Source organism: Roseateles sp., assembly GCF_044373315.1.
Classification (GTDB): domain Bacteria; phylum Pseudomonadota; class Gammaproteobacteria; order Burkholderiales; family Burkholderiaceae_C; genus JACDQM01.
This window is the reverse complement of record NZ_JBILQK010000001.1, coordinates 94,769-111,947: the sequence shown is the minus strand read 5'-3', so window position 1 is coordinate 111,947 and position 17,179 is coordinate 94,769. Positions and strand designations below refer to the sequence as shown.

General features: G+C 66.2%; 18 protein-coding genes. 13 read left to right on the top strand and 5 right to left on the bottom strand.

Annotated elements, in window-relative coordinates; translation table 11 throughout:
* Positions 1-11: 11 nt before the first annotated feature.
* Both ACIQ67_RS00535 and ACIQ67_RS00530 read left to right on the top strand, forming a co-directional pair.
* Positions 12-434: a DUF6644 family protein gene (locus ACIQ67_RS00535; RefSeq protein WP_397532420.1), complete on the top strand. Its 423-nt coding sequence runs from the start codon at positions 12-14 to the stop codon at positions 432-434.
* 11 nt (positions 435-445) lie between these two features.
* Positions 446-937 (top strand): DUF6152 family protein, encoded by a 492-nt coding sequence (locus ACIQ67_RS00530; protein WP_397532381.1) that lies wholly within the window; start codon positions 446-448, stop codon positions 935-937.
* A gap of 16 nt (positions 938-953) precedes the next feature.
* Here ACIQ67_RS00530 and ACIQ67_RS00525 read toward each other — a convergent pair whose 3' ends face one another.
* Together ACIQ67_RS00525 and ACIQ67_RS00520 are read right to left on the bottom strand one after the other, a co-directional pair.
* Positions 954-1,763 (bottom strand): substrate-binding periplasmic protein, encoded by an 810-nt coding sequence (locus tag ACIQ67_RS00525; RefSeq protein WP_397532380.1) that lies wholly within the window; start codon positions 1,761-1,763, stop codon positions 954-956.
* Between the two features lie 130 nt (positions 1,764-1,893).
* Entirely contained in the window at positions 1,894-2,760 is an 867-nt protein-coding gene (locus ACIQ67_RS00520; RefSeq protein WP_397532379.1) for an HDOD domain-containing protein, read from the bottom strand.
* Positions 2,761-2,869: 109 nt separating this feature from the next.
* Here ACIQ67_RS00520 and ACIQ67_RS00515 point away from each other — a divergent pair, with 109 nt between their 5' ends.
* Both ACIQ67_RS00515 and ACIQ67_RS00510 read left to right on the top strand, forming a co-directional pair.
* Positions 2,870-3,604, top strand: a complete 735-nt coding sequence (locus tag ACIQ67_RS00515; RefSeq protein WP_397532378.1) for a transglutaminase-like cysteine peptidase — start codon at positions 2,870-2,872, stop codon at positions 3,602-3,604.
* A gap of 31 nt (positions 3,605-3,635) precedes the next feature.
* Entirely contained in the window at positions 3,636-5,552 is a 1,917-nt protein-coding gene (locus ACIQ67_RS00510; RefSeq protein ID WP_397532377.1) for a LapD/MoxY N-terminal periplasmic domain-containing protein, read from the top strand.
* A gap of 10 nt (positions 5,553-5,562) precedes the next feature.
* Here ACIQ67_RS00510 and ACIQ67_RS00505 read toward each other — a convergent pair whose 3' ends face one another.
* Positions 5,563-6,111: an NUDIX hydrolase gene (locus ACIQ67_RS00505; protein ID WP_397532376.1), complete on the bottom strand. Its 549-nt coding sequence runs from the start codon at positions 6,109-6,111 to the stop codon at positions 5,563-5,565.
* A 59-nt stretch (positions 6,112-6,170) separates the two neighbouring features.
* Between ACIQ67_RS00505 and maiA the strand changes: the two genes are divergently transcribed.
* Together maiA and pgeF are read left to right on the top strand one after the other, a co-directional pair.
* Positions 6,171-6,806, top strand: a complete 636-nt coding sequence (maiA, locus tag ACIQ67_RS00500; RefSeq protein WP_397532375.1) for a maleylacetoacetate isomerase — start codon at positions 6,171-6,173, stop codon at positions 6,804-6,806.
* Positions 6,796-7,593 (top strand): peptidoglycan editing factor PgeF, encoded by a 798-nt coding sequence (pgeF, locus tag ACIQ67_RS00495; protein ID WP_397532374.1) that lies wholly within the window; start codon positions 6,796-6,798, stop codon positions 7,591-7,593. The genes maiA and pgeF overlap by 11 nt, the downstream gene beginning before the upstream one ends.
* On the opposite strand, the gene ACIQ67_RS00490 is transcribed toward pgeF, so the two are convergent.
* Positions 7,525-7,836, bottom strand: a complete 312-nt coding sequence (locus ACIQ67_RS00490; RefSeq protein WP_397532373.1) for a hypothetical protein — start codon at positions 7,834-7,836, stop codon at positions 7,525-7,527. The genes pgeF and ACIQ67_RS00490 overlap by 69 nt on opposite strands.
* Before the next feature lie 187 nt (positions 7,837-8,023).
* Here ACIQ67_RS00490 and phaC point away from each other — a divergent pair, with 187 nt between their 5' ends.
* The 3 genes from phaC to phbB all read left to right on the top strand — a co-directional run bounded on the left by phaC (position 8,024) and on the right by phbB (position 11,787).
* Positions 8,024-9,676 (top strand): class I poly(R)-hydroxyalkanoic acid synthase, encoded by a 1,653-nt coding sequence (phaC, locus tag ACIQ67_RS00485; protein ID WP_397532419.1) that lies wholly within the window; start codon positions 8,024-8,026, stop codon positions 9,674-9,676.
* A gap of 36 nt (positions 9,677-9,712) precedes the next feature.
* Positions 9,713-10,891 carry an acetyl-CoA C-acetyltransferase gene (locus ACIQ67_RS00480; protein ID WP_397532372.1) on the top strand — a complete coding sequence of 393 codons (1,179 nt, stop codon included), beginning with the start codon at positions 9,713-9,715 and terminating at the stop codon, positions 10,889-10,891.
* A gap of 158 nt (positions 10,892-11,049) precedes the next feature.
* On the top strand, positions 11,050-11,787 hold the full coding sequence (phbB, locus tag ACIQ67_RS00475; RefSeq protein WP_397532371.1) for an acetoacetyl-CoA reductase: 738 nt from the start codon (positions 11,050-11,052) through the stop codon (positions 11,785-11,787).
* 222 nt (positions 11,788-12,009) lie between these two features.
* Here the strand turns inward: phbB and ACIQ67_RS00470 are convergent, their stop codons facing one another.
* Positions 12,010-12,822 (bottom strand): IclR family transcriptional regulator, encoded by an 813-nt coding sequence (locus ACIQ67_RS00470; RefSeq protein WP_397532370.1) that lies wholly within the window; start codon positions 12,820-12,822, stop codon positions 12,010-12,012.
* 93 nt (positions 12,823-12,915) lie between these two features.
* On the opposite strand from ACIQ67_RS00470, the gene ACIQ67_RS00465 reads away from it, so the two are divergent.
* From ACIQ67_RS00465 to glnA, 4 genes are all read left to right on the top strand, one after another.
* Positions 12,916-13,731 (top strand): TIGR00266 family protein, encoded by an 816-nt coding sequence (locus ACIQ67_RS00465; protein WP_397532369.1) that lies wholly within the window; start codon positions 12,916-12,918, stop codon positions 13,729-13,731.
* A gap of 96 nt (positions 13,732-13,827) precedes the next feature.
* Entirely contained in the window at positions 13,828-14,712 is an 885-nt protein-coding gene (locus ACIQ67_RS00460; protein WP_397532368.1) for an EI24 domain-containing protein, read from the top strand.
* On the top strand, positions 14,709-15,515 hold the full coding sequence (locus tag ACIQ67_RS00455; protein ID WP_397532367.1) for a competence/damage-inducible protein A: 807 nt from the start codon (positions 14,709-14,711) through the stop codon (positions 15,513-15,515). The genes ACIQ67_RS00460 and ACIQ67_RS00455 overlap by 4 nt, the downstream gene beginning before the upstream one ends.
* 246 nt (positions 15,516-15,761) lie before the next feature.
* Entirely contained in the window at positions 15,762-17,177 is a 1,416-nt protein-coding gene (gene glnA, locus ACIQ67_RS00450; protein ID WP_397532366.1) for a type I glutamate--ammonia ligase, read from the top strand.
* Positions 17,178-17,179: the final 2 nt, after the last annotated feature.

The window sequence follows — 17,179 nt, the reverse complement described above, 5'->3', positions numbered from 1 at the left end:
CCCATCCCATGCTGATTGCAAGTCTGAGCGCCCACCCCTGGGCCTATCCAGCCCTCGAGGTCGTGCACCTGCTGGGCCTGGCCATGCTGTTCGGCGGATTGCTGGTGTTCGAGCTCCGCCTGCTGGGGCTGGCGGCCGCCTTGCCGCTGGAGGCGCTGGCCCGGCTGACGCTGTTGCCTGCGCTGCTGGGCTTTTTCCTCTGCGCGCTCAGTGGCTCGCTGATGTTTGCCACCCAGGCGCAGGAGCTGTTGGACAATCGCGTTTTCCTGCTCAAGCTGGGGCTGATCACCTTGGCGGGCTGCAATGCGGCGATGTTCCATTCCCGCCGCGGCGCCTTGCAGTCTGCGGACCGGACTGCGCAACTGCATGGCCTGTTGTCACTGGGGATTTGGGCCGCTGTCATCATCTGTGGCCGCTGGATTGCCTACTCATGAAGGAGATACCGATGACGTGCGCCGCTCTTCTCGTCCATCGCCGCCAGCTTCTGGCGGGCACTGCCTTGCTGGCGCTGCCCGCCTGGGTTCGCGCCCACCATGGCTGGAGCAGCTTCGATCAGGAGCGGCCGATCTACCTGGCCGGCAAGGCGCTGAAGGTCGCCTGGCGCAACCCGCATGCCGAACTTGAGCTGGATCTGGCCGAGAACCTGAGCCTGCCTGCAGATCTGAAGCAGCGCCTGCTGCCGCGGCAGACGGCCCCGGTTGATGGATCGGCCCTGCTGGCGAAGGCGCAGCTGCCGACGCGGCGTGATCGGCGCTGGCAGATCGAGCTGGCGCCGCTGACGCGCATGCAGGCCTGGGGCGTGGCCGAAATTAAGGCCGGCGATGCGCTGGAGTTGCTGGGCTTCTCCTTCGCCGGAGAGCGCGGCGAGCCCGTCTTGCGGGTGGAGTACCTGTTCGCCCAGGGCCGCATCTACGGCCTGCGCTCCGCGCCCGCCTGAGCTTTCGCTTCGCCCGTCACTGAGGCTTGGCGGGCTCTTGCTGCTGCAGGCGCCAGGTCTGCACCGCCCGCTCGACGAAGGTGAGCATCAGCTTTGTCTGGCGCAGCTTGGACATTGCCCGGGCAATCGCACCGCGCAACTCCGGCGTGTTGCAGGCCGAACGATGCGAGATGGCGATGTACAGCTGTTCTTGCGCCACCGGCGGCTGCAGCAGGCGCAGGCCCTTGATACCCATGCGCGCGATGAAGGCTTCAGCCGGGCTGTCCTCGTAGACCAGGTAGTCGCCGCGGCCGAGCTCCAGCATCTGCAGGCCCTTCTCCAGATTGCTGACCTTGGTCATGCTGAGCGAGTCGGCCGCGAACTTGTCGAAGGCCTGGCCCAGGCTGTTGTTCACCACCGTGAGGCCTTTGAGCGGCACCAGATCCTCCCAGCGCTTGAAGGTGATGCGCTTCGCTTCACGCACGATCACCACCGAGCGGGTGTCGCGGAACGGCGGGTGGGCGTAATCCAGGTACTCCGTGCGGGGCAGCGTGAAGAAGGCGCCGGCAATCAGATCCACGCGCCCGGCTCGGGCTTCTTCTTGAACTCGTGCCCAGTTGCCGATGTGCCGGGTCTCGATCGGCACGCCGATCTCGTCGGCCAGCCATTCCATCAGCTCGGCATTCGCGCCGATCAGGCGCGCCTCGTCGCGAGGTGACTGCCAGAGATAGGGCGGGTACTGCGGGTTCCCCGAGGCGATCAGGCTGCGGCATGTCTGGGCCTGGGCCGCCAGAACGAAGCACAGTCCCAGTATGCAGAAGGCCAGCTGGGGCATCAGCAGCTTCATCGCGATCTCCTCGATCAGTACGTCATGCGTGCGACTTCCTTGGTCACACCATAACGGCGGACTTTCTGCTTGGCAAGGCGCGCCGCTTCAGCCCGGCGAAGACCGCTGCAGCAGCATCGCGGCGCTGCGCTCAGGCGTCGTCCAGCAGCGGACGCAGCTGTTCGTCCCACTGCTCCAGATCGTCCGCCGTGATCTGCAGCCAATCCATGGCCACATGGCAGTTGCTCTTCCAGTCGGCATCTTCCGGCAGGGTTTCGTGCCGGCGCATCAGGTGCTCGGCGACGAGGCCGGCAGCCACCAGGGTGTGGATCTCGGCCTCGATGTCGGCATTGCCCAGAGCGCTGTAGTCGTGGTGCAGACGGATGGCCGCCATGATCTGCGGCGCCATATTCCAGGCCCGGATCACCAGCGCGCCGACCACGGCATGGTCGGTCTTGTGGTTGGCGTTCTCGGTGGCGATGTAGGGGCGGTCAATGCGTGCCGCGGCCTCCACCATCGTCGAGCCATAGCCGCGCACGCTTTGCAGCAAGACCGGCATGCCGACGTGGCAGAACAGGCCATAGGTGTGCGCCAGATCGGGCGAGACCCCTGGCAACTGGCGCGCGATGAAGGCGCAGGCGATGGCACGCTTGGTGGAGCGCTCCCAGAAGCGCGCGAGGTGCGGGCTGTTGACTGGGATGGCGTGCTTGACCAGAAAGGCGGTCATCAGTGCCGCAGTCTCGTCCAGGCCGATGCGGGTCAGCGCCTGACCGACCGTGGTGCAGGGCTGGCTGCCCGGCGGCATGTGCAGGCTGCTGTTGGCGGCGCGCAGCAGCGTGGCCGACATGGCCACATCACTGGCGGCGATGCGCGCCACTTCGGTCAGGTCGGCCTCGGGCTGCGACATCGCATCCTGCAGACGAACCAGCAGTTCAGGGCAGGGGGGGATCACGATCTGGCGCAGCGCACCGCGCTCGCGCGCCTGATCGAGTTCTTGGCGTATCGCCTGGGTCTTCATAGGGGGGGCGGCAAGGCATTGCCCTGAGCATGGGTTGTCCGGAATTATCTCAAGGCGCACGGGCGCCGGATCGGCAGTAATGCACGGCGAGTCCTTCGCTCCATTCTTGATGGCACGGTACAGTGCCTTGGCTATGGCGCCGGCTCAGCCACCCCCCGCACTTGTCACAGGCCTGTCCGCCCGGCGTTGCCCCGGCTGGCTGCTGCGGGCCGCCGGCGGCTTGGCGCTCGGCCTGTCACTGATGCAGTTCAGCGTGGTGGCCGAAGCCTGGGACAGCGACAAGGTGCTGGAGTCCGCTGCACGGATGGGCCCGCGTGCCCTGGCCGGCGCGCGTTCGCTGCTTCCACTGGTCGAGCGCGCAGCACAGGTCAGCGATGCCCAGCGTCTGGCGCTGGTCAATGATTTCTTCAATCAGCGCATCGCGTTTCGCGAAGACACCGAGACCTGGGGTCGTATCGACTACTGGGCCAGCCCGCTGGAGACGCTGGAAAAAGGCCAGGGCGACTGCGAGGACTACGCGATCGCCAAGTATTTCAGTCTGCTGGCGGCCGGCGTTCCCGAGGCGCGGCTGCGCCTGGTCTATGTGCGTGCGATGCTGGATGGGCGCCGCCAGGCCCATATGGTGCTGGCCTATTACAGCCAGCCGGATGCCGAGCCGCTGATTCTGGACAATCTGCAGACCGCCGTGTTGCCGGCTGGCCGACGGCCCGATCTGCAGCCTGTCTTCAGCTTCAATGGCGAAGGCCTGTGGGAAGGCGTGGGCAGTGCGAGCGCGGGCAACCCGGTAGCGCGCCTGTCCTTGTGGAGGGATGCGCTGGCCAAGGTCAGGGCAGAGGGATTCTGATGATGATGAACAAACCGTTGGGGATGGCGCCATGTCGCTGATACGTCAAGTCTGGTTCCTGGTGCTGGGTGCGGTGCTGGCCTCGCTGATCGGCAGCGTGGCGGTGTCGACCGGCGCGATGCGCTCACTGCTGCAGACTCAGCTGCAGGTCAAGAACAGCGACAACGCCGCGGCACTGGCGCTGGCCATGTCGCAGCAGGGCGGCGATGCCGAGCTGATGTCGCTGGTGCTGACGGCTCAGTTCGACACCGGCCACTATGCGAGTCTGCGCTGGCTGCGTGCCGATGGCACGGTGGGCGTCGAGCGCACCATGCCGGGGCGCGCCAGCCGTGCGCCTGCCTGGTTTGTGGCGCTGACGCCGATCGATTTGAAGGCCGGTGTGGCCAAGGTGTCCGACGGCTGGAAGAACGCCGGCTCGGTTGAGGTGCTCAGCCACTCGGCGTATGGCCACGACGAGTTGTGGCGCGCGACCTGGCGCACTGCGCTGGTGCTGCTCAGCATCGGGGTGCTCGCGGGCGGTGCGGCTTTGCTCGTCTTGTCGCGCATCCGCCGCCCGCTGGACCGCACGGTGGCCCAGGCCCAGGGTTTGGTCGACGGGCACTTCACGACGGTGGAGGAATCCACGGTGCCCGAGCTGCGCCGGCTTACCCAGGCGATGAACGCGATGGTCCTGCGCCTGAAGCAGATGTTCGAGGCCCAGTCGGAGCAGCTGGACGTGCTGCGCACCCAGGCGCATTGCGATGTGCTGACCGGCATGAGTCATCGCAAGCATTTCCTGGCCGAGTTCGATTCGGTGCTGAGCCGGGATGAGGGCCCGACGCATGGCGGGCTGATCCTGCTGCGCCTGCGCGATCTGGCCGGTCTGAATCAACGACTCGGCCGCGTCCTGGTGGATCAGGCCTTGGTGGCGGTGGCGCATGCGGTGCAGGTCTATCCTGAGCGCGTCAAGGGCTGCCTTGCGGGGCGCTTGAATGGTGCCGACTTCGCCTTGTGGTTGCCGGCGCCGGATGTGGCGGCGGAAACCGCCGAGGCCCTGGCCGAAGCTTTGCGCGCCAGCCTGCCGGCCTTTGGCAGCGGCGTGCAGGTGGCGCTGGGTGCTGTCGAGCTGGCGCGGGAGCGGCCGATCAGCGACTGGTTCGCCGCCGCTGATACCGCTTTGGCCCAGGCCGAGTCGCGCAGCGGCTTCCCGGTGGAAGCGCTGCGCCACCCTTCAGCCGAACGGGTGCAGGGTGAGCGCGCCTGGCATGCGCAGATCGCCGAGGCGCTGCAGCAGCGCCGCAGCCGGCTGCTGGAGTACCCGGTGCTGGACGGGCAGGGCGCGCTGCTGCATCTTGAATGCCCACTGCAGCTGCAGCTCAGCGCTGACGGCGGCTTCGAGAACGCGGCGCGCTGGCTGCCCTTGGCCGTGCGCAGCCGCTTGACCGCCGAGGTGGATCTGCAGGCGGTGACGCTGGCACTGGAAGCGATCGCGCTGGACGGCCGCATGCGCTGCATCAACGTGGCGCCGGCCTCCCTGCTGGACGGCGGTTTTGTGGCGCGACTGCGCGAGCTGGTGTTCCAGTCGCCGCAGGCGGCGCGCAAGCTGGGCCTCGAACTGGCCGAAGGCGCAGCGACGCAGCATTTCGATCTGCTGCACGAGATGGGGCGTCAGCTGCGTCCGCTGGGCGTGAAGCTGGGCATCGAGCATGCCGGCGCCGGCCTGGCCCAGGTCGAGCGCCTGTATCAGGCCGGGCTGGACTATGTGAAGCTGGACAAGTCGGTGGTGGTGGGCGTGTCAGGCGACGCGGCCCGCGCGGCTTTCGTGCGCGGCATGGTCATCATGCTGCGCAGTCTGGCCTTGCAGGTGCATGCCGAGGGCCTGGTCGATCCGATGGACGTACAGGCGCTGTGGGACTGTGAGATCGACGGCGTGACTGGCCCCTGGGCCACGGCGCAGGCCGCGCGCTGAGGGCGACGGTTCAGCCGATATCGGCGCAGTGCAGTGCGAATTCGCGGCCGGCGCGTCGGTCGTCGAAATAGCGTTGCAGCGTCTCCCGCACGGTGCGGAAGGCCAGTTCGTCCCAGGGCACTTCGTGCTCATGGAATAGCCGGGCCTCGATGGTTTCGGGGCCGGGATTGAAGCGGTCCGACAGCAGGCGGGCGCGGTAGTAGAGATGGATCTGGCCGACCCGCACCACATTGAGCAGGCAGTACAGGTTCTGCAGCTCGATCTCGGCGCCGGCCTCCTCGTCGGTCTCGCGCAGCGCCCCTTCGGCGCTGGTTTCGCCCAGTTCCAGAAAACCCGCCGGCAGCGTCCAGAAGCCGTAACGCGGCTCGATATTGCGCCGGCACAGCAGCACCTGCTCGCCCCAGATCGGCAGCGTGCCGACCACATTGATGGGGTTTTCATAGTGCACGCTGGCGCAGGCCGGGCAGGTGGCGCGCTCACGGTTGTCGTCGGCCGGCACCTGGTAGCTGACGGCAGCGCCGCAGCTGGGGCAATGCTTGAAACGGCGGGTGATCAACATGGCTTCAGTGTAGCGGCGAGGCGCTGTTGGCGTCGCCGCCTGCGTGGCATCATCAAGCCATGGAACTCTTCAACTACTTCCGCTCTTCGGCCTCGTACCGCGTGCGCATCGCACTGGCGCTGAAGGGCCTGGACTACGACTACCGCGCCGTTCACCTGGCGAAGAACGAGCAATTCAACGAGGCCTATGCCGACGTCTCGGCGGCGCGTCTGGTGCCGCTGCTGCGTGACGACGATGCGGTCGTCACCCAGTCGATGGCCATCATCGAATACCTGGACGAGACCCACCCCGAGCCGCCGCTGCTGCCGGCCGATGCGCTGGGGCGGGCCCGCGTGCGCGCGCTGGCCCAGGACATCGCCTGCGAGATCCATCCGCTGAACAATCTGCGCGTGCTGCGCTATCTGGTCAAGGAGATGGGCGTCAGCGAGGACAACAAGAACCGCTGGTACCGGCACTGGGTCGAGACCGGGCTGGAGGCGCTCGAGCGCCGCCTGAAGGACGGCCAGACCGGCCGTTTCTGCCATGGCGACATGCCCGGCCTGGCGGACTGCGTTCTGGTGCCGCAGATCTTCAATGCGCAGCGCTTTGACTGCCGGCTCGACCATCTGCCGACCGTGATGACCGTGTTCGAGCACTGCATGGCGCTGGACGCCTTTGCCAAGACCCAGCCGAGCGCCTGCCCGGATGCCGAGTGAGCCGCTGAGCCCGGCGCGGCCTGCTTTGCACCCCGACTGGCTGCTGCCCGACTGGGATCTGCCGCAGGTACAGGCCTTCATGACCACGCGTGCCGGTGGCATCAGCACCGGTGGCTTGTCCAGCATGAATGTGGGCCGTGCGGTGCAGGACGATCCGCAGGCCGTGGCGCACAACCGCGCCCGGGTGTGCGAGGCGATCGGCGCGCCGGCCGTGTTCCTGCATCAGGTTCATGGCGTCGAGGTGCTGCGGCTCAGTCCTGAGATGGGAGTGCCCGGCGCCATAACGCCGCCGGCCGATGCAGCCGTCAGTCGCCACCGCGATGTGGCGGTGGCCATCATGGCGGCCGACTGCCTGCCGGTGCTGTTTGCCGCGCCGCGCGCTGTGGGTGGCGCCCATGCCGGCTGGCGCGGCTTGGCCGCTGGCGTGCTGGAGCGCACGGTCGAAGCGCTGTGCGAGGAGGCCGCCTGCGCGCCGGCCGACATCCAGGCCTGGCTGGGCGCCTGCATAGGCCCTGAGGCTTTCGAGGTGGGGGAGGAGGTGCTGCGCGCCTTTGGCGCCGAACCGGCAAGACCTGACCCCTGCTTGTTCGCCTACCGGCCCAATGCGCAGGGTGAGCCGCGCTGGCGCGCCGATCTGGCCGAGCTGGCCCGGCGGCGGCTGCGTGCGCTGGGCCTGTCTGCCATCAGCGGCGGCCAGTGGTGCACCGTCAGCGACGCATCACGGTTCTTTTCGTTCCGCCGCGAGCCCCCCAGCGGCCGCATGGTCGCTGCCATCCGGCTGCGCTGAAGTCATGGGCGCGGCGACCTCATCGGCTGGTGCTGCTGCTGCCTGCGCCTGCGCAGCCTCGGCCCGACGGCGTGCCTCGCGCCGAGCAGGCGTGGCCATTACGTACATGACGATGGAAATCGGCAGCACACCGTACAGCAAGAAGGTGAATATCGCGCCGAGCACCGTGCCTTGGGTGCTGGTGGCTTCAGCCAGCGCCATCATCAGTGCCACGTAAATCCAGGCGATCGCGACCAGGTACATGCGTTGCTTGTCATCAGAAGGTAAGTTCGCGAGCGTACAACATTGGGCATAGGGCTCATGGCAGGCTTTTTGCCTGCATGATTGGAGGACCGGCTCATCGTCACAGAGCCGGCCCATGCCCGACAGGAGACCCATGAAAAAGCAGCGCAATTCCTCTGCGAACGCCCCCGGTACCGGCCCCGAGGGCATGGCCGGCGTGGCCGAGATGGCCGCCCAGATGGGCGAGATGTGGAAATCGGTCGCGGGCTTGCAGATACCCGCCCAGTCCTTGGCTTCCTTGCAGGCGGAGTACCTGAAAAAGGCTTCAGAGCTATGGAACGCCTCGGTGCAGACCGGCCATGCTGCGCCGAAGCTGTCCGACAAGCGATTCGCATCGCCAGCCTGGGGCGAGAACCCGGCCAGCAGCTTCGTGACCCAGCTCTACCTGCTCAATGCGCGCACGCTGCAGCAGATGGCCGAGCAGGTCGAAGGCGACGAGAAAACCCGTTCGCGCATCCGCTTCGCGGTGCAGCAGTGGGTCGATGCCGCCTCGCCGAGCAACTATCTGGCGCTCAACCCCGAGGCCTTGAAGCTGGCGCTGGACACCCAGGGCGAAAGCCTGGCCAAAGGCGTGCAGCAGCTGTGGGCCGACATCCAGCGCGGGCATGTCTCGCAGACCGATGAGAGCGCCTTCGAGGTGGGCCGCAATGTGGCCACCACTGAGGGCGACATCGTCTTCGAGAACGAGTTCTTGCAGCTGATCGAATACAAGCCGCTGACGGCCAAGGTGTTCGAGCGGCCCTTGCTGATGGTGCCGCCCTGCATCAACAAGTACTACATCCTGGACTTGCAGCCGGACAACTCTCTGATTCGTTATGCGGTGAGCCAAGGCCACCGCGTGTTCGTGGTCAGCTGGCGCAATCCGGATGAGAGCTGCGCGGCCTGGACCTGGGACGACTACATCGAGAAGGCTGCCATCAAGGCGATCTCGGTGGTGCAGGAGATCTCCGGCACCGAGACCATCGACACCTTGGGCTTCTGCGTCGGCGGCACCATTCTGGCCACGGCGCTGGGCGTGCTGGCCGCGCGGGGTGAGCAGCCGGCGGCCAGTGTCACCTTGCTGACCACGCTGATCGACTTCAGCAGCAATGGCGTGCTGGACCTGTTCGTCGATGAGGGCTCGGTTCGGCTGCGCGAGATGACCATTGGGGAGCAGAGCCCCAAGGGGCCGGGCCTGCTCAAGGGAAAGGAACTGGCCACAACCTTCAGCTTCCTGCGCCCGAACGATCTGGTCTGGAACTACGTGGTCGGCAACTACCTGAAGGGCGAGGCCCCGCCGGCCTTCGACCTGCTGTACTGGAACGGCGACGCGACCAATATGTCCGGGCCGATGTATTGCTGGTATCTGCGCCACACCTATCTGCAGAACGAGCTGAAGCAGCCGGGCAAGCTCACGGTCTGCGGCGAGGCGCTGGACCTCGGCAAGATCGAGGCGCCGGTCTACATCTATGGTTCGCGTGAGGATCACATCGTGCCCTGGGACAGCGCCTACCGCTCGACCCAGGTTTTCAAGGGCAAGAAGCGCTTCGTGCTGGGCGCGTCAGGCCATATCGCCGGCGTGATCAACCCGCCGGCCAAGGGCAAGCGCAGCCACTGGATCGGCAAGAGCACCGCCCTGCCGGCCGAGCACCAGAAGTGGTTTGACGCGGCGACCGAGCATCCGGGCAGCTGGTGGACCGATTGGTCCGCCTGGTTGGCCAGCCATGCCGGTAGCCAGAAGGCCGCGCCCAAGACGCCTGGCAGCCGCAAGTACAAGTCCATCGAGCCCGCTCCAGGCCGCTACGTCAAGCAGAAGGCTTGAGCCGGCCGCCCCGAAACATCAAGCAAGGAGACTGAGATGAGCGATATCGTGATCGTTGCCGCAGCCCGCACTGCCATCGGCAAGTTCGGCGGTGCCTTGGCCAAGACCCCGGCGGTCGAGCTGGGCGCCACCGTCGTGAAGGACCTGCTGCGCCGCAGCGGCCTGGATGGCGCACAGGTGGGCGAGGTGATCCTCGGCCAGGTGCTGCAGGCGGGCTGCGGCCAGAACCCTGCGCGCCAGACGGTGATCAAGTCCGGTCTGCCGGACCATGTGCCGGCCATGACCATCAACAAGGTCTGCGGCTCGGGCCTGAAGGCAGTGATGCTGGCGGCGCAAGCTATCCGCGATGGCGACAGCGACATCGTGATCGCCGGCGGCCAGGAGAGCATGAGCCTGTCGCCGCATGTGCTGCCGGGCTCGCGCGATGGCCAGCGCATGGGCGACTGGAAGCTGGTCGACACCATGATCGTCGACGGCCTGTGGGACGTCTACAACCAGTACCACATGGGCATCACGGCCGAGAACGTGGCCAAGAAGTACGGCATCAGCCGCGAGACGCAGGACGCGCTGGCGCTGGCCTCTCAGCTGAAGGCGGCCGCGGCGCAGGATGCCGGCCGCTTCAAGGACGAGATCGTGCCCGTGCTGATCCCGCAGAAGAAGGGCGATGCGCTGGTGGTCGATGCCGATGAGTACATCAACCGCAAGACCAACGCCGAAGCGCTGGCCGGGCTGCGTCCGGCCTTCGACAAGGCCGGCAGCGTCACCGCCGGGAATGCCTCGGGCCTGAATGACGGCGCCGCGGCGCTGCTGGTGATGAGTGCCAAGAAAGCGGCGGCGCTCGGCCTCACGCCGCTGGCTCGCATCGCCTCCTATGCCAGCGCGGGCCTGGACCCGGCCTATATGGGCATGGGCCCGGTGCCGGCCGCAAAGAAGGCGCTGGAGCGCGCCGGCTGGAAGCCGCAGGACCTGGACCTGCTGGAGATTAATGAGGCGTTCGCGGCGCAAGCCTGCGCGGTGCATGCCGAGATGGGCTGGGACACCAGCAAGGTGAATGTCAATGGCGGCGCGATCGCGCTGGGCCACCCGATCGGCGCCTCGGGCGCCCGCATCCTCGTCACGCTGCTGCACGAGATGCAGCGCCGCGATGCCAAGCGCGGCATCGCCTCGCTGTGCATCGGCGGTGGCATGGGCGTGGCGCTGACGGTGGAGCGCTAAAGAAAACCCTGTCAGGTGCAACCCGCTTGACCCTGTGTCGGGCATGCGGGAGGCTGAGGGCGCGTCTTCGTTGAGACATAGGGCCTCGAATCACGGCGCATGACGCGGCGCTGGCGAGGCACAAGCAGTGAGCCCTGGAGGCGCAGGAGAGACAAGCTATGAGCAAGAAAATCGCATATGTGACCGGCGGCATGGGTGGCATCGGCACCTCGATCTGCCAACGTCTGCACAAGGAGGGCTTCAAGGTCATTGCGGGCTGCGGCCCGAGCCGCGACTACGACAAGTGGCTCAGCGAGCAAGCCGCACTGGGCTACACCTTCTACGCTTCGGTCGGCAATGTGGCTGATTGGGAGTCCACCGTGGCGGCCTTCCAGAAGGCGGTCGCCGAGCATGGCCCCATCGATGTGCTGGTCAACAACGCCGGCATCACACGGGACCGCATGTTCCTGAAGATGTCGCCGGACGACTGGCGTGCGGTGATCGACACCAACCTCAACAGCATGTTCAACGTCACCAAGCAGGTGGCGCCGGGCATGGTAGAAAAGGGCTGGGGCCGCATCATCCAGATCTCGTCGGTCAATGGCGAGAAGGGTCAGGCGGGCCAGACCAATTACTCGGCAGCCAAGGCCGGCATGCACGGTTTCACGATGGCGCTGGCGCAGGAGCTGGCAGCCAAGGGCGTGACGGTCAACACTGTGAGCCCGGGCTATATCGCCACCGACATGGTCAAGGCGGTGCGCGAGGACGTGCTGGAGAAGATCATCTCCACCATCCCGGTCAAGCGCCTGGGCAAGCCCGAGGAAATCGCGGCCATCGTGGCCTGGCTGGCAGGCGAGGATTCCGGCTTCACCACCGGCGCCGACTTCAGCTGCAACGGCGGGCTGCACATGGGGTGAGTGCGGACACGAAACAGCCCCTGCGGGCTGTTTCGTGCCTCACTCACGCCAGTCGGCCTGCAAGCCGACTGGCCGGGGAGAGTCAGGATCGAGGACAGCCCCGGGGGCTGTCTGACGCCTGACGAACGCCGGCCTACGTCTCACGTGGGCTGGCCGGGGCGGCGTGGCAGGCAAAGGACGACGACTGCCCCTGCCCACTAGGCGAAAGGTCGCCTCGCTGCCTCAACTCTTCAACTGCAACAACCTAGAAATCTGCGCCGCCGCCTCCAGCAGGCGCGGAAGGCAATGCGCCACCATCGCATCCGGCGGTGTGCGGTTGAACTGGCCGCTGACATTGAGCGCGGCCAGCACTTGGCCGTTGCGGTCACGGATCGGGGCCGCCAGCGAGACCAAGCCTTCTTCCAGCTCCTGGTTGATCAGGCACCAGCCCTGTGTGCGGGCCGTCTCGATGCGCTGGCGCAAATCGTCCTTGCTGGCAACGGTGCGCGCCGTCAGCGGGCGCAATTCGACCGCATCCAGATAGGCCAGCAACTCGGCATCCGACAGCCCGGCCAGCAACACGCGGCCCATCGAGGTGCACCAGGCCGGCAGGCGGCTGCCCAGGCCCAGGTTGATGCTCATGATCTTGCGCGCCGGCACGCGCAGCACGTAGACGATGTCGCTGCCTTCGAGCACCGCGGCCGAGCAGGACTCCTTCAGGTCGGCCACCAGATTCTGCATCACCGGCTCGGCAAATTGCCACAGCGGTTGCGACGAGAGATAGGCGAAGCCGAGGTCCAGGATCTTGGGCGTTAGCGAGAACAGCCGGCCTTCGCTCTTCACATAGCCCAGCGTTTCCAGCGTCAGCAGGATGCGGCGAGCGCCGGCGCGAGTCAGGCCGCAGCGTTTGGCCACTTCGGTCAGGGTCTGCCGTGGTGCCTCGGCGCTGAAGGCCCGGATCACCGACAGGCCACGCGCGAAGGACTGCACATAGCCGTCGCCCGGCTTGAGGGCAGTTTCAGCAGGCGGGGCTTCGGATGGGCTGTCGGCGCTCATGTGATCAGTATAGGCAGGGCATGTCACACGGCCGGACTTCCAAACTTGGGTACGATCGCGCCCGTTTGAATTCCCTCATGCAAGGAGATCGCGATGGCAATGGATGTGGTGGACTACGAAATCAAGGGCGCCGAGATGCAGTTCGTCGAGGTCGAGCTCGACCCGGGCGAGGCTGCCATCGGCGAGGCCGGCAGCATGATGTTCATGGATGCCGGCATCCAGATGGACACGGTTTTCGGTGATGGCGCCAAGCAGCAGGGCGGCTTCTTCGGCAAGTTGCTGGGTGCAGGCAAGCGCCTCGTCACCGGCGAGTCGCTGTTCACGACCATCTACACCAACAATGCCGGCGCCAAGCAGCGCGTGGCCTTCGCCGCACCCTATCCGGGCAAGATCCTGCCGATGGACCTGAAGCAGCTCGGCGGGATGCTGATCTGCCAGAAGGATTCCTTCCTGTGCGCGGCGCGCGGCGTCTCGCTGGGCATCGCCCTGCAGCAAAAGCTCTCCACCGGCTTCTTCGGCGGCGAGGGCTTCATCATGCAGAAGCTGGAAGGCGACGGCCTGGCCTTTGTCCACGCAGGCGGCACCGTGGTGCGCCGCTCGCTGCAGCCGGGCCAGACCCTGCTGGTGGACACCGGCTGCGTGGTCGCCTACACGCCCAGCGTGAACTTCGAGATCCAATACGTCGGCAAGATCAAGACGGCGCTGTTCGGCGGTGAGGGCTTGTTCCTGGCCAAGCTCAGCGGACCGGGCGAGGTCTGGCTGCAGAGCCTGCCGTTCTCGCGTCTGGCCTCGCGCGTGTTCGCCGCGGCGCCGCAGACCGGTGGTGGCGGACGCGAGCAGGGCTCGCTGCTGGCCGGTGTGGCCGGCGTCGGCATCCTGGGCGGCATTCTGAGCGGCGACGACGATTGACGGCCACGGCCGCAGCCCGTCGTGTGAAGCGGCTGCGGCCCATGCTGCCGCTATGCTTGCAGCGTCAGCGTCTGAGCTGAGGCGACAAAGGAAACCATGGTCGACACGATGGGACGGCTGGGCGATGCCTTCTGGCGCGCCGCTGCCTACTGCCTGCATCCGCGCGTCATCGCGCTGTCGCTGCTGCCGCTGCTGATTGCCGCCAGCCTGAGCGTGGGCCTGGCGTATTTCTTCTGGGAGTCGGCGGTGGCCTCGGTGCGTGCCACGCTCGAGTCCTGGCTGCTGGTCGGCAGCCTGCTGCGCTGGCTCGACAGCATGGGCGCCGAGGGCTTTCGCTCGGTGATGGCGCCGCTGGTGGTGATCGCGCTGGCGGTGCCGGTGGTGCTGATGCTGAGCCTGCTGCTGGTGGCCACGATGATGACGCCGTCCATCGTGGCGCTGGTGGGCGAGCGCCGCTTCCTGCAGCTGGAGCGCAAGCGCGGCGCGGGCTGGTGGCAGAGTTTCGCCTGGTCGCTGCTGCTGTCCTTCATCGCGCTAGCGCTGGTGGTGCTGAGCATGCCGCTGTGGCTGGTGCCGCCGCTGGTGCTGGTGCTGCCGCCGTTGATCTGGGGCTGGCTCAGCTACAAGGTCTTCGCCTTCGATGCGCTGGCGGAGCACGCCAGTGCCGAGGAACGTGACAGCGTGATGCGCAAGCATCGGCTGCCGCTGCTGACCATGGGTGTCATCACCGGCTACCTGGGTGCGGCGCCTTCGCTGATCTGGGCCTTCAGCATGATGGCCGTGGTACTGGCCCCGTTCCTGGTGCTGCTCACGATCTGGCTCTACACGCTGGTGTTTGCCTTCTCCAGTCTCTGGTTCACCCATTACTGTCTGGCGGCGCTGGCTGATCTGCGGGCCCGGCAGCAGCCGCTGCCCGCCCAGCCTTCTGCGCCGGATGCGGTGCTGCCAGTCCCCAATCTCCAGCCTCCCTTGTTGCCATGAATATCGGCCTGATCGTCGTCGGCGACGAAATCCTTTCCGGCAAGCGCCAGGACAAGCACCTGAGCCGCTTCATCGAGATCCTGTCGGCCCGCGGCATGAGTCTGTCCTGGGCGGAGTACGTCGGCGACGATCGCGAGCGCCTCACTTCCGCCCTGCGGCGCGCCTTTGCCAGCGGCGATCTGGTGATCAGCTGCGGCGGCATCGGCGCCACGCCGGACGACCACACCCGGCAGGCTGCGGCTGCGGCGCTGGGGCGGGAGCTCGCGCTGCATGCAGAGGCGCGCGAGTTGATCTGGCAGCGTGTGCAGCAGATGGCTGCGGAGCGCGGCGAAGTTGCGGATGCCGATCACCCGGATACGCTGCGGCGCTTCGAGATGGGCGTCTTCCCCGCGGGCGCGGCGCTGATCCCCAATCCCTATAACAAGATCCCCGGCTTCCACGTCGGCACGGTCTACTTCGTGCCCGGCTTCCCTGTGATGGCGCACCCGATGATGGAATGGGTGCTGGATGAGCGCCACCGCGACCTGCACCGGGCCTGCCCGGGGCGCGAGTTGTCAATGATCGTCGCCGGCGCCATGGAGGCCACGTTGACGCCCTTGATGGAGCGGATCGAGGCCGAGCATCCCGGGGTCAAGGTTTTCAGCCTGCCCAGCGTAGACCACCCGCAGTGGGGGCGCCATATCGAACTGGGCGTCAAGGCCGGACCGGACCTGCCGACTGACAGGCTGGACGCCGCCTATGCGGAGCTCAAATCAGGGCTGTCCCAATTTGGTGCCTCGGTTGGCGCCGAATTGGTGCGTTGAGCTGCACCAAGTTGGAGCGTCGCGTGGGCAAGGCGTGGTGAATGTCATGGGTAAGGCCAGGCTCGCGCCGCATAATCAAGCGCTTGGCTCGTAATGCACCGAGCTGGCGCCAGTCAATGATGGCTGGCACGGTAACTGCTTTAACTCTGGCGCGTGCGTACCCCGCTCGCCCAAGAATTCGTCGAACCTTTTTCTTCCGCAAACCGTACGCAACATGCGTACACAGCTATCCGCTAGGAGTGACTGATGGCCAAGACCGTCGCCGACGTGATGAACATGGTGAAGGAAAACGAAGTCAAGTTCGTTGACTTCCGCTTCACCGACACCCGTGGCAAGGAGCAGCACGTTTCCGTGCCTGTCTCGCATTTCGACGAAGACAAGTTTGTCTCCGGCCACGCTTTTGACGGCTCGTCGATCGCCGGCTGGAAGGGTATCGAAGCCTCTGACATGCTGCTGATGCCGGACCCCAGCACGGCCAATATCGACCCCTTCTTCGAAGAGCCGACCCTGATCCTGACCTGCGACGTCATCGATCCGGCCGACGGCAAGGCCTATGAGCGCGACCCGCGTTCGCTGGCCAAGCGCGCCGAGGCCTACCTGAAGGCTTCGGGCCTGGGCGACACTGCCTACTTCGGTCCTGAGCCCGAGTTCTTCATCTTTGACTCGGTGCGCTGGGCCAATGACATGTCGGGCTCGTTCTTCAAGATCGAAGCCGAAGAAGCCGCCTGGAACACCGGCAAGGAATACGAGCACGGCAACAGCGGCTACCGTCCCACCGTCAAGGGCGGCTACTTCCCCGTGCCCCCGGTCGACAGCGGCCAAGACATGCGCTCGGAGATGTGCCTGATCCTGGAACAGCTGGGCATTCCGGTTGAAGTGCATCACCACGAAGTGGCGAATGCCGGCCAGATGGAAATCGGCACCCGCTTCAGCTCGCTGGTGCAGCGCGCTGACTGGACCCAGCTGCAGAAGTACGTGGTGCAGAACGTTGCTCACGCCTATGGCAAGACCGCGACCTTCATGCCCAAGCCCATCGTTGGCGACAACGGTTCCGGCATGCACGTGCACCAGTCCGTGTGGAAGGACGGCAAGAACCTGTTCGCTGGCGACGGCTATGCCGGCCTGAGCGAGTTCGCGCTGTACTACATCGGCGGCATCATCAAGCACGCTCGCGCGCTGAACGCCATCACCAACCCGGGTACGAACTCGTACAAGCGTCTGGTGCCTGGTTTCGAAGCCCCGGTGAAGCTGGCCTACTCGGCCAAGAACCGCTCGGCCTCGATCCGCATCCCCTATGTGGCGAACCCCAAGGGCCGTCGCGTCGAGGCACGCTTCCCCGATCCTTCGGCCAACCCCTATCTGTGCTTCGCCGCACTGCTGATGGCTGGTCTGGACGGCGTGGAAAACAAGATCCATCCGGGCGAGGCTGCCACCAAGGATCTGTACCACCTGCCCCCGGAAGAGGACAAGCTGGTGCCGACCGTCTGCCACAGCCTGGACCAGGCGCTGGAATATCTGGACAAGGACCGTGCCTTCCTGACCAAGGGTGGCGTGTTCACCGATGCCTACATCGACGCCTACATCGACCTGAAGATGCAGGAAGTGACGCGTTTCCGCATGGCAACGCATCCGGTCGAGTTCGACATGTACTACGCACTGTGATG

Coding starts and splice junctions, on each gene's coding strand:
- ACIQ67_RS00530 (WP_397532381.1), top strand. CDS start 446: ATGACGTGCGCCGCTCTTCTCGTCCATCGCCGCCAGCTTCTGGCGGGC.
- ACIQ67_RS00525 (WP_397532380.1), bottom strand. CDS start 1,763: ATGAAGCTGCTGATGCCCCAGCTGGCCTTCTGCATACTGGGACTGTGC.
- ACIQ67_RS00520 (WP_397532379.1), bottom strand. CDS start 2,760: ATGAAGACCCAGGCGATACGCCAAGAACTCGATCAGGCGCGCGAGCGC.
- ACIQ67_RS00515 (WP_397532378.1), top strand. CDS start 2,870: ATGGCACGGTACAGTGCCTTGGCTATGGCGCCGGCTCAGCCACCCCCC.
- ACIQ67_RS00510 (WP_397532377.1), top strand. CDS start 3,636: ATGTCGCTGATACGTCAAGTCTGGTTCCTGGTGCTGGGTGCGGTGCTG.
- ACIQ67_RS00505 (WP_397532376.1), bottom strand. CDS start 6,111: ATGTTGATCACCCGCCGTTTCAAGCATTGCCCCAGCTGCGGCGCTGCC.
- maiA (WP_397532375.1), top strand. CDS start 6,171: ATGGAACTCTTCAACTACTTCCGCTCTTCGGCCTCGTACCGCGTGCGC.
- pgeF (WP_397532374.1), top strand. CDS start 6,796: ATGCCGAGTGAGCCGCTGAGCCCGGCGCGGCCTGCTTTGCACCCCGAC.
- ACIQ67_RS00490 (WP_397532373.1), bottom strand. CDS start 7,836: ATGTACCTGGTCGCGATCGCCTGGATTTACGTGGCACTGATGATGGCG.
- phaC (WP_397532419.1), top strand. CDS start 8,024: ATGGCCGGCGTGGCCGAGATGGCCGCCCAGATGGGCGAGATGTGGAAA.
- ACIQ67_RS00480 (WP_397532372.1), top strand. CDS start 9,713: ATGAGCGATATCGTGATCGTTGCCGCAGCCCGCACTGCCATCGGCAAG.
- phbB (WP_397532371.1), top strand. CDS start 11,050: ATGAGCAAGAAAATCGCATATGTGACCGGCGGCATGGGTGGCATCGGC.
- ACIQ67_RS00470 (WP_397532370.1), bottom strand. CDS start 12,822: ATGAGCGCCGACAGCCCATCCGAAGCCCCGCCTGCTGAAACTGCCCTC.
- ACIQ67_RS00465 (WP_397532369.1), top strand. CDS start 12,916: ATGGCAATGGATGTGGTGGACTACGAAATCAAGGGCGCCGAGATGCAG.
- ACIQ67_RS00460 (WP_397532368.1), top strand. CDS start 13,828: ATGGTCGACACGATGGGACGGCTGGGCGATGCCTTCTGGCGCGCCGCT.
- ACIQ67_RS00455 (WP_397532367.1), top strand. CDS start 14,709: ATGAATATCGGCCTGATCGTCGTCGGCGACGAAATCCTTTCCGGCAAG.
- glnA (WP_397532366.1), top strand. CDS start 15,762: ATGGCCAAGACCGTCGCCGACGTGATGAACATGGTGAAGGAAAACGAA.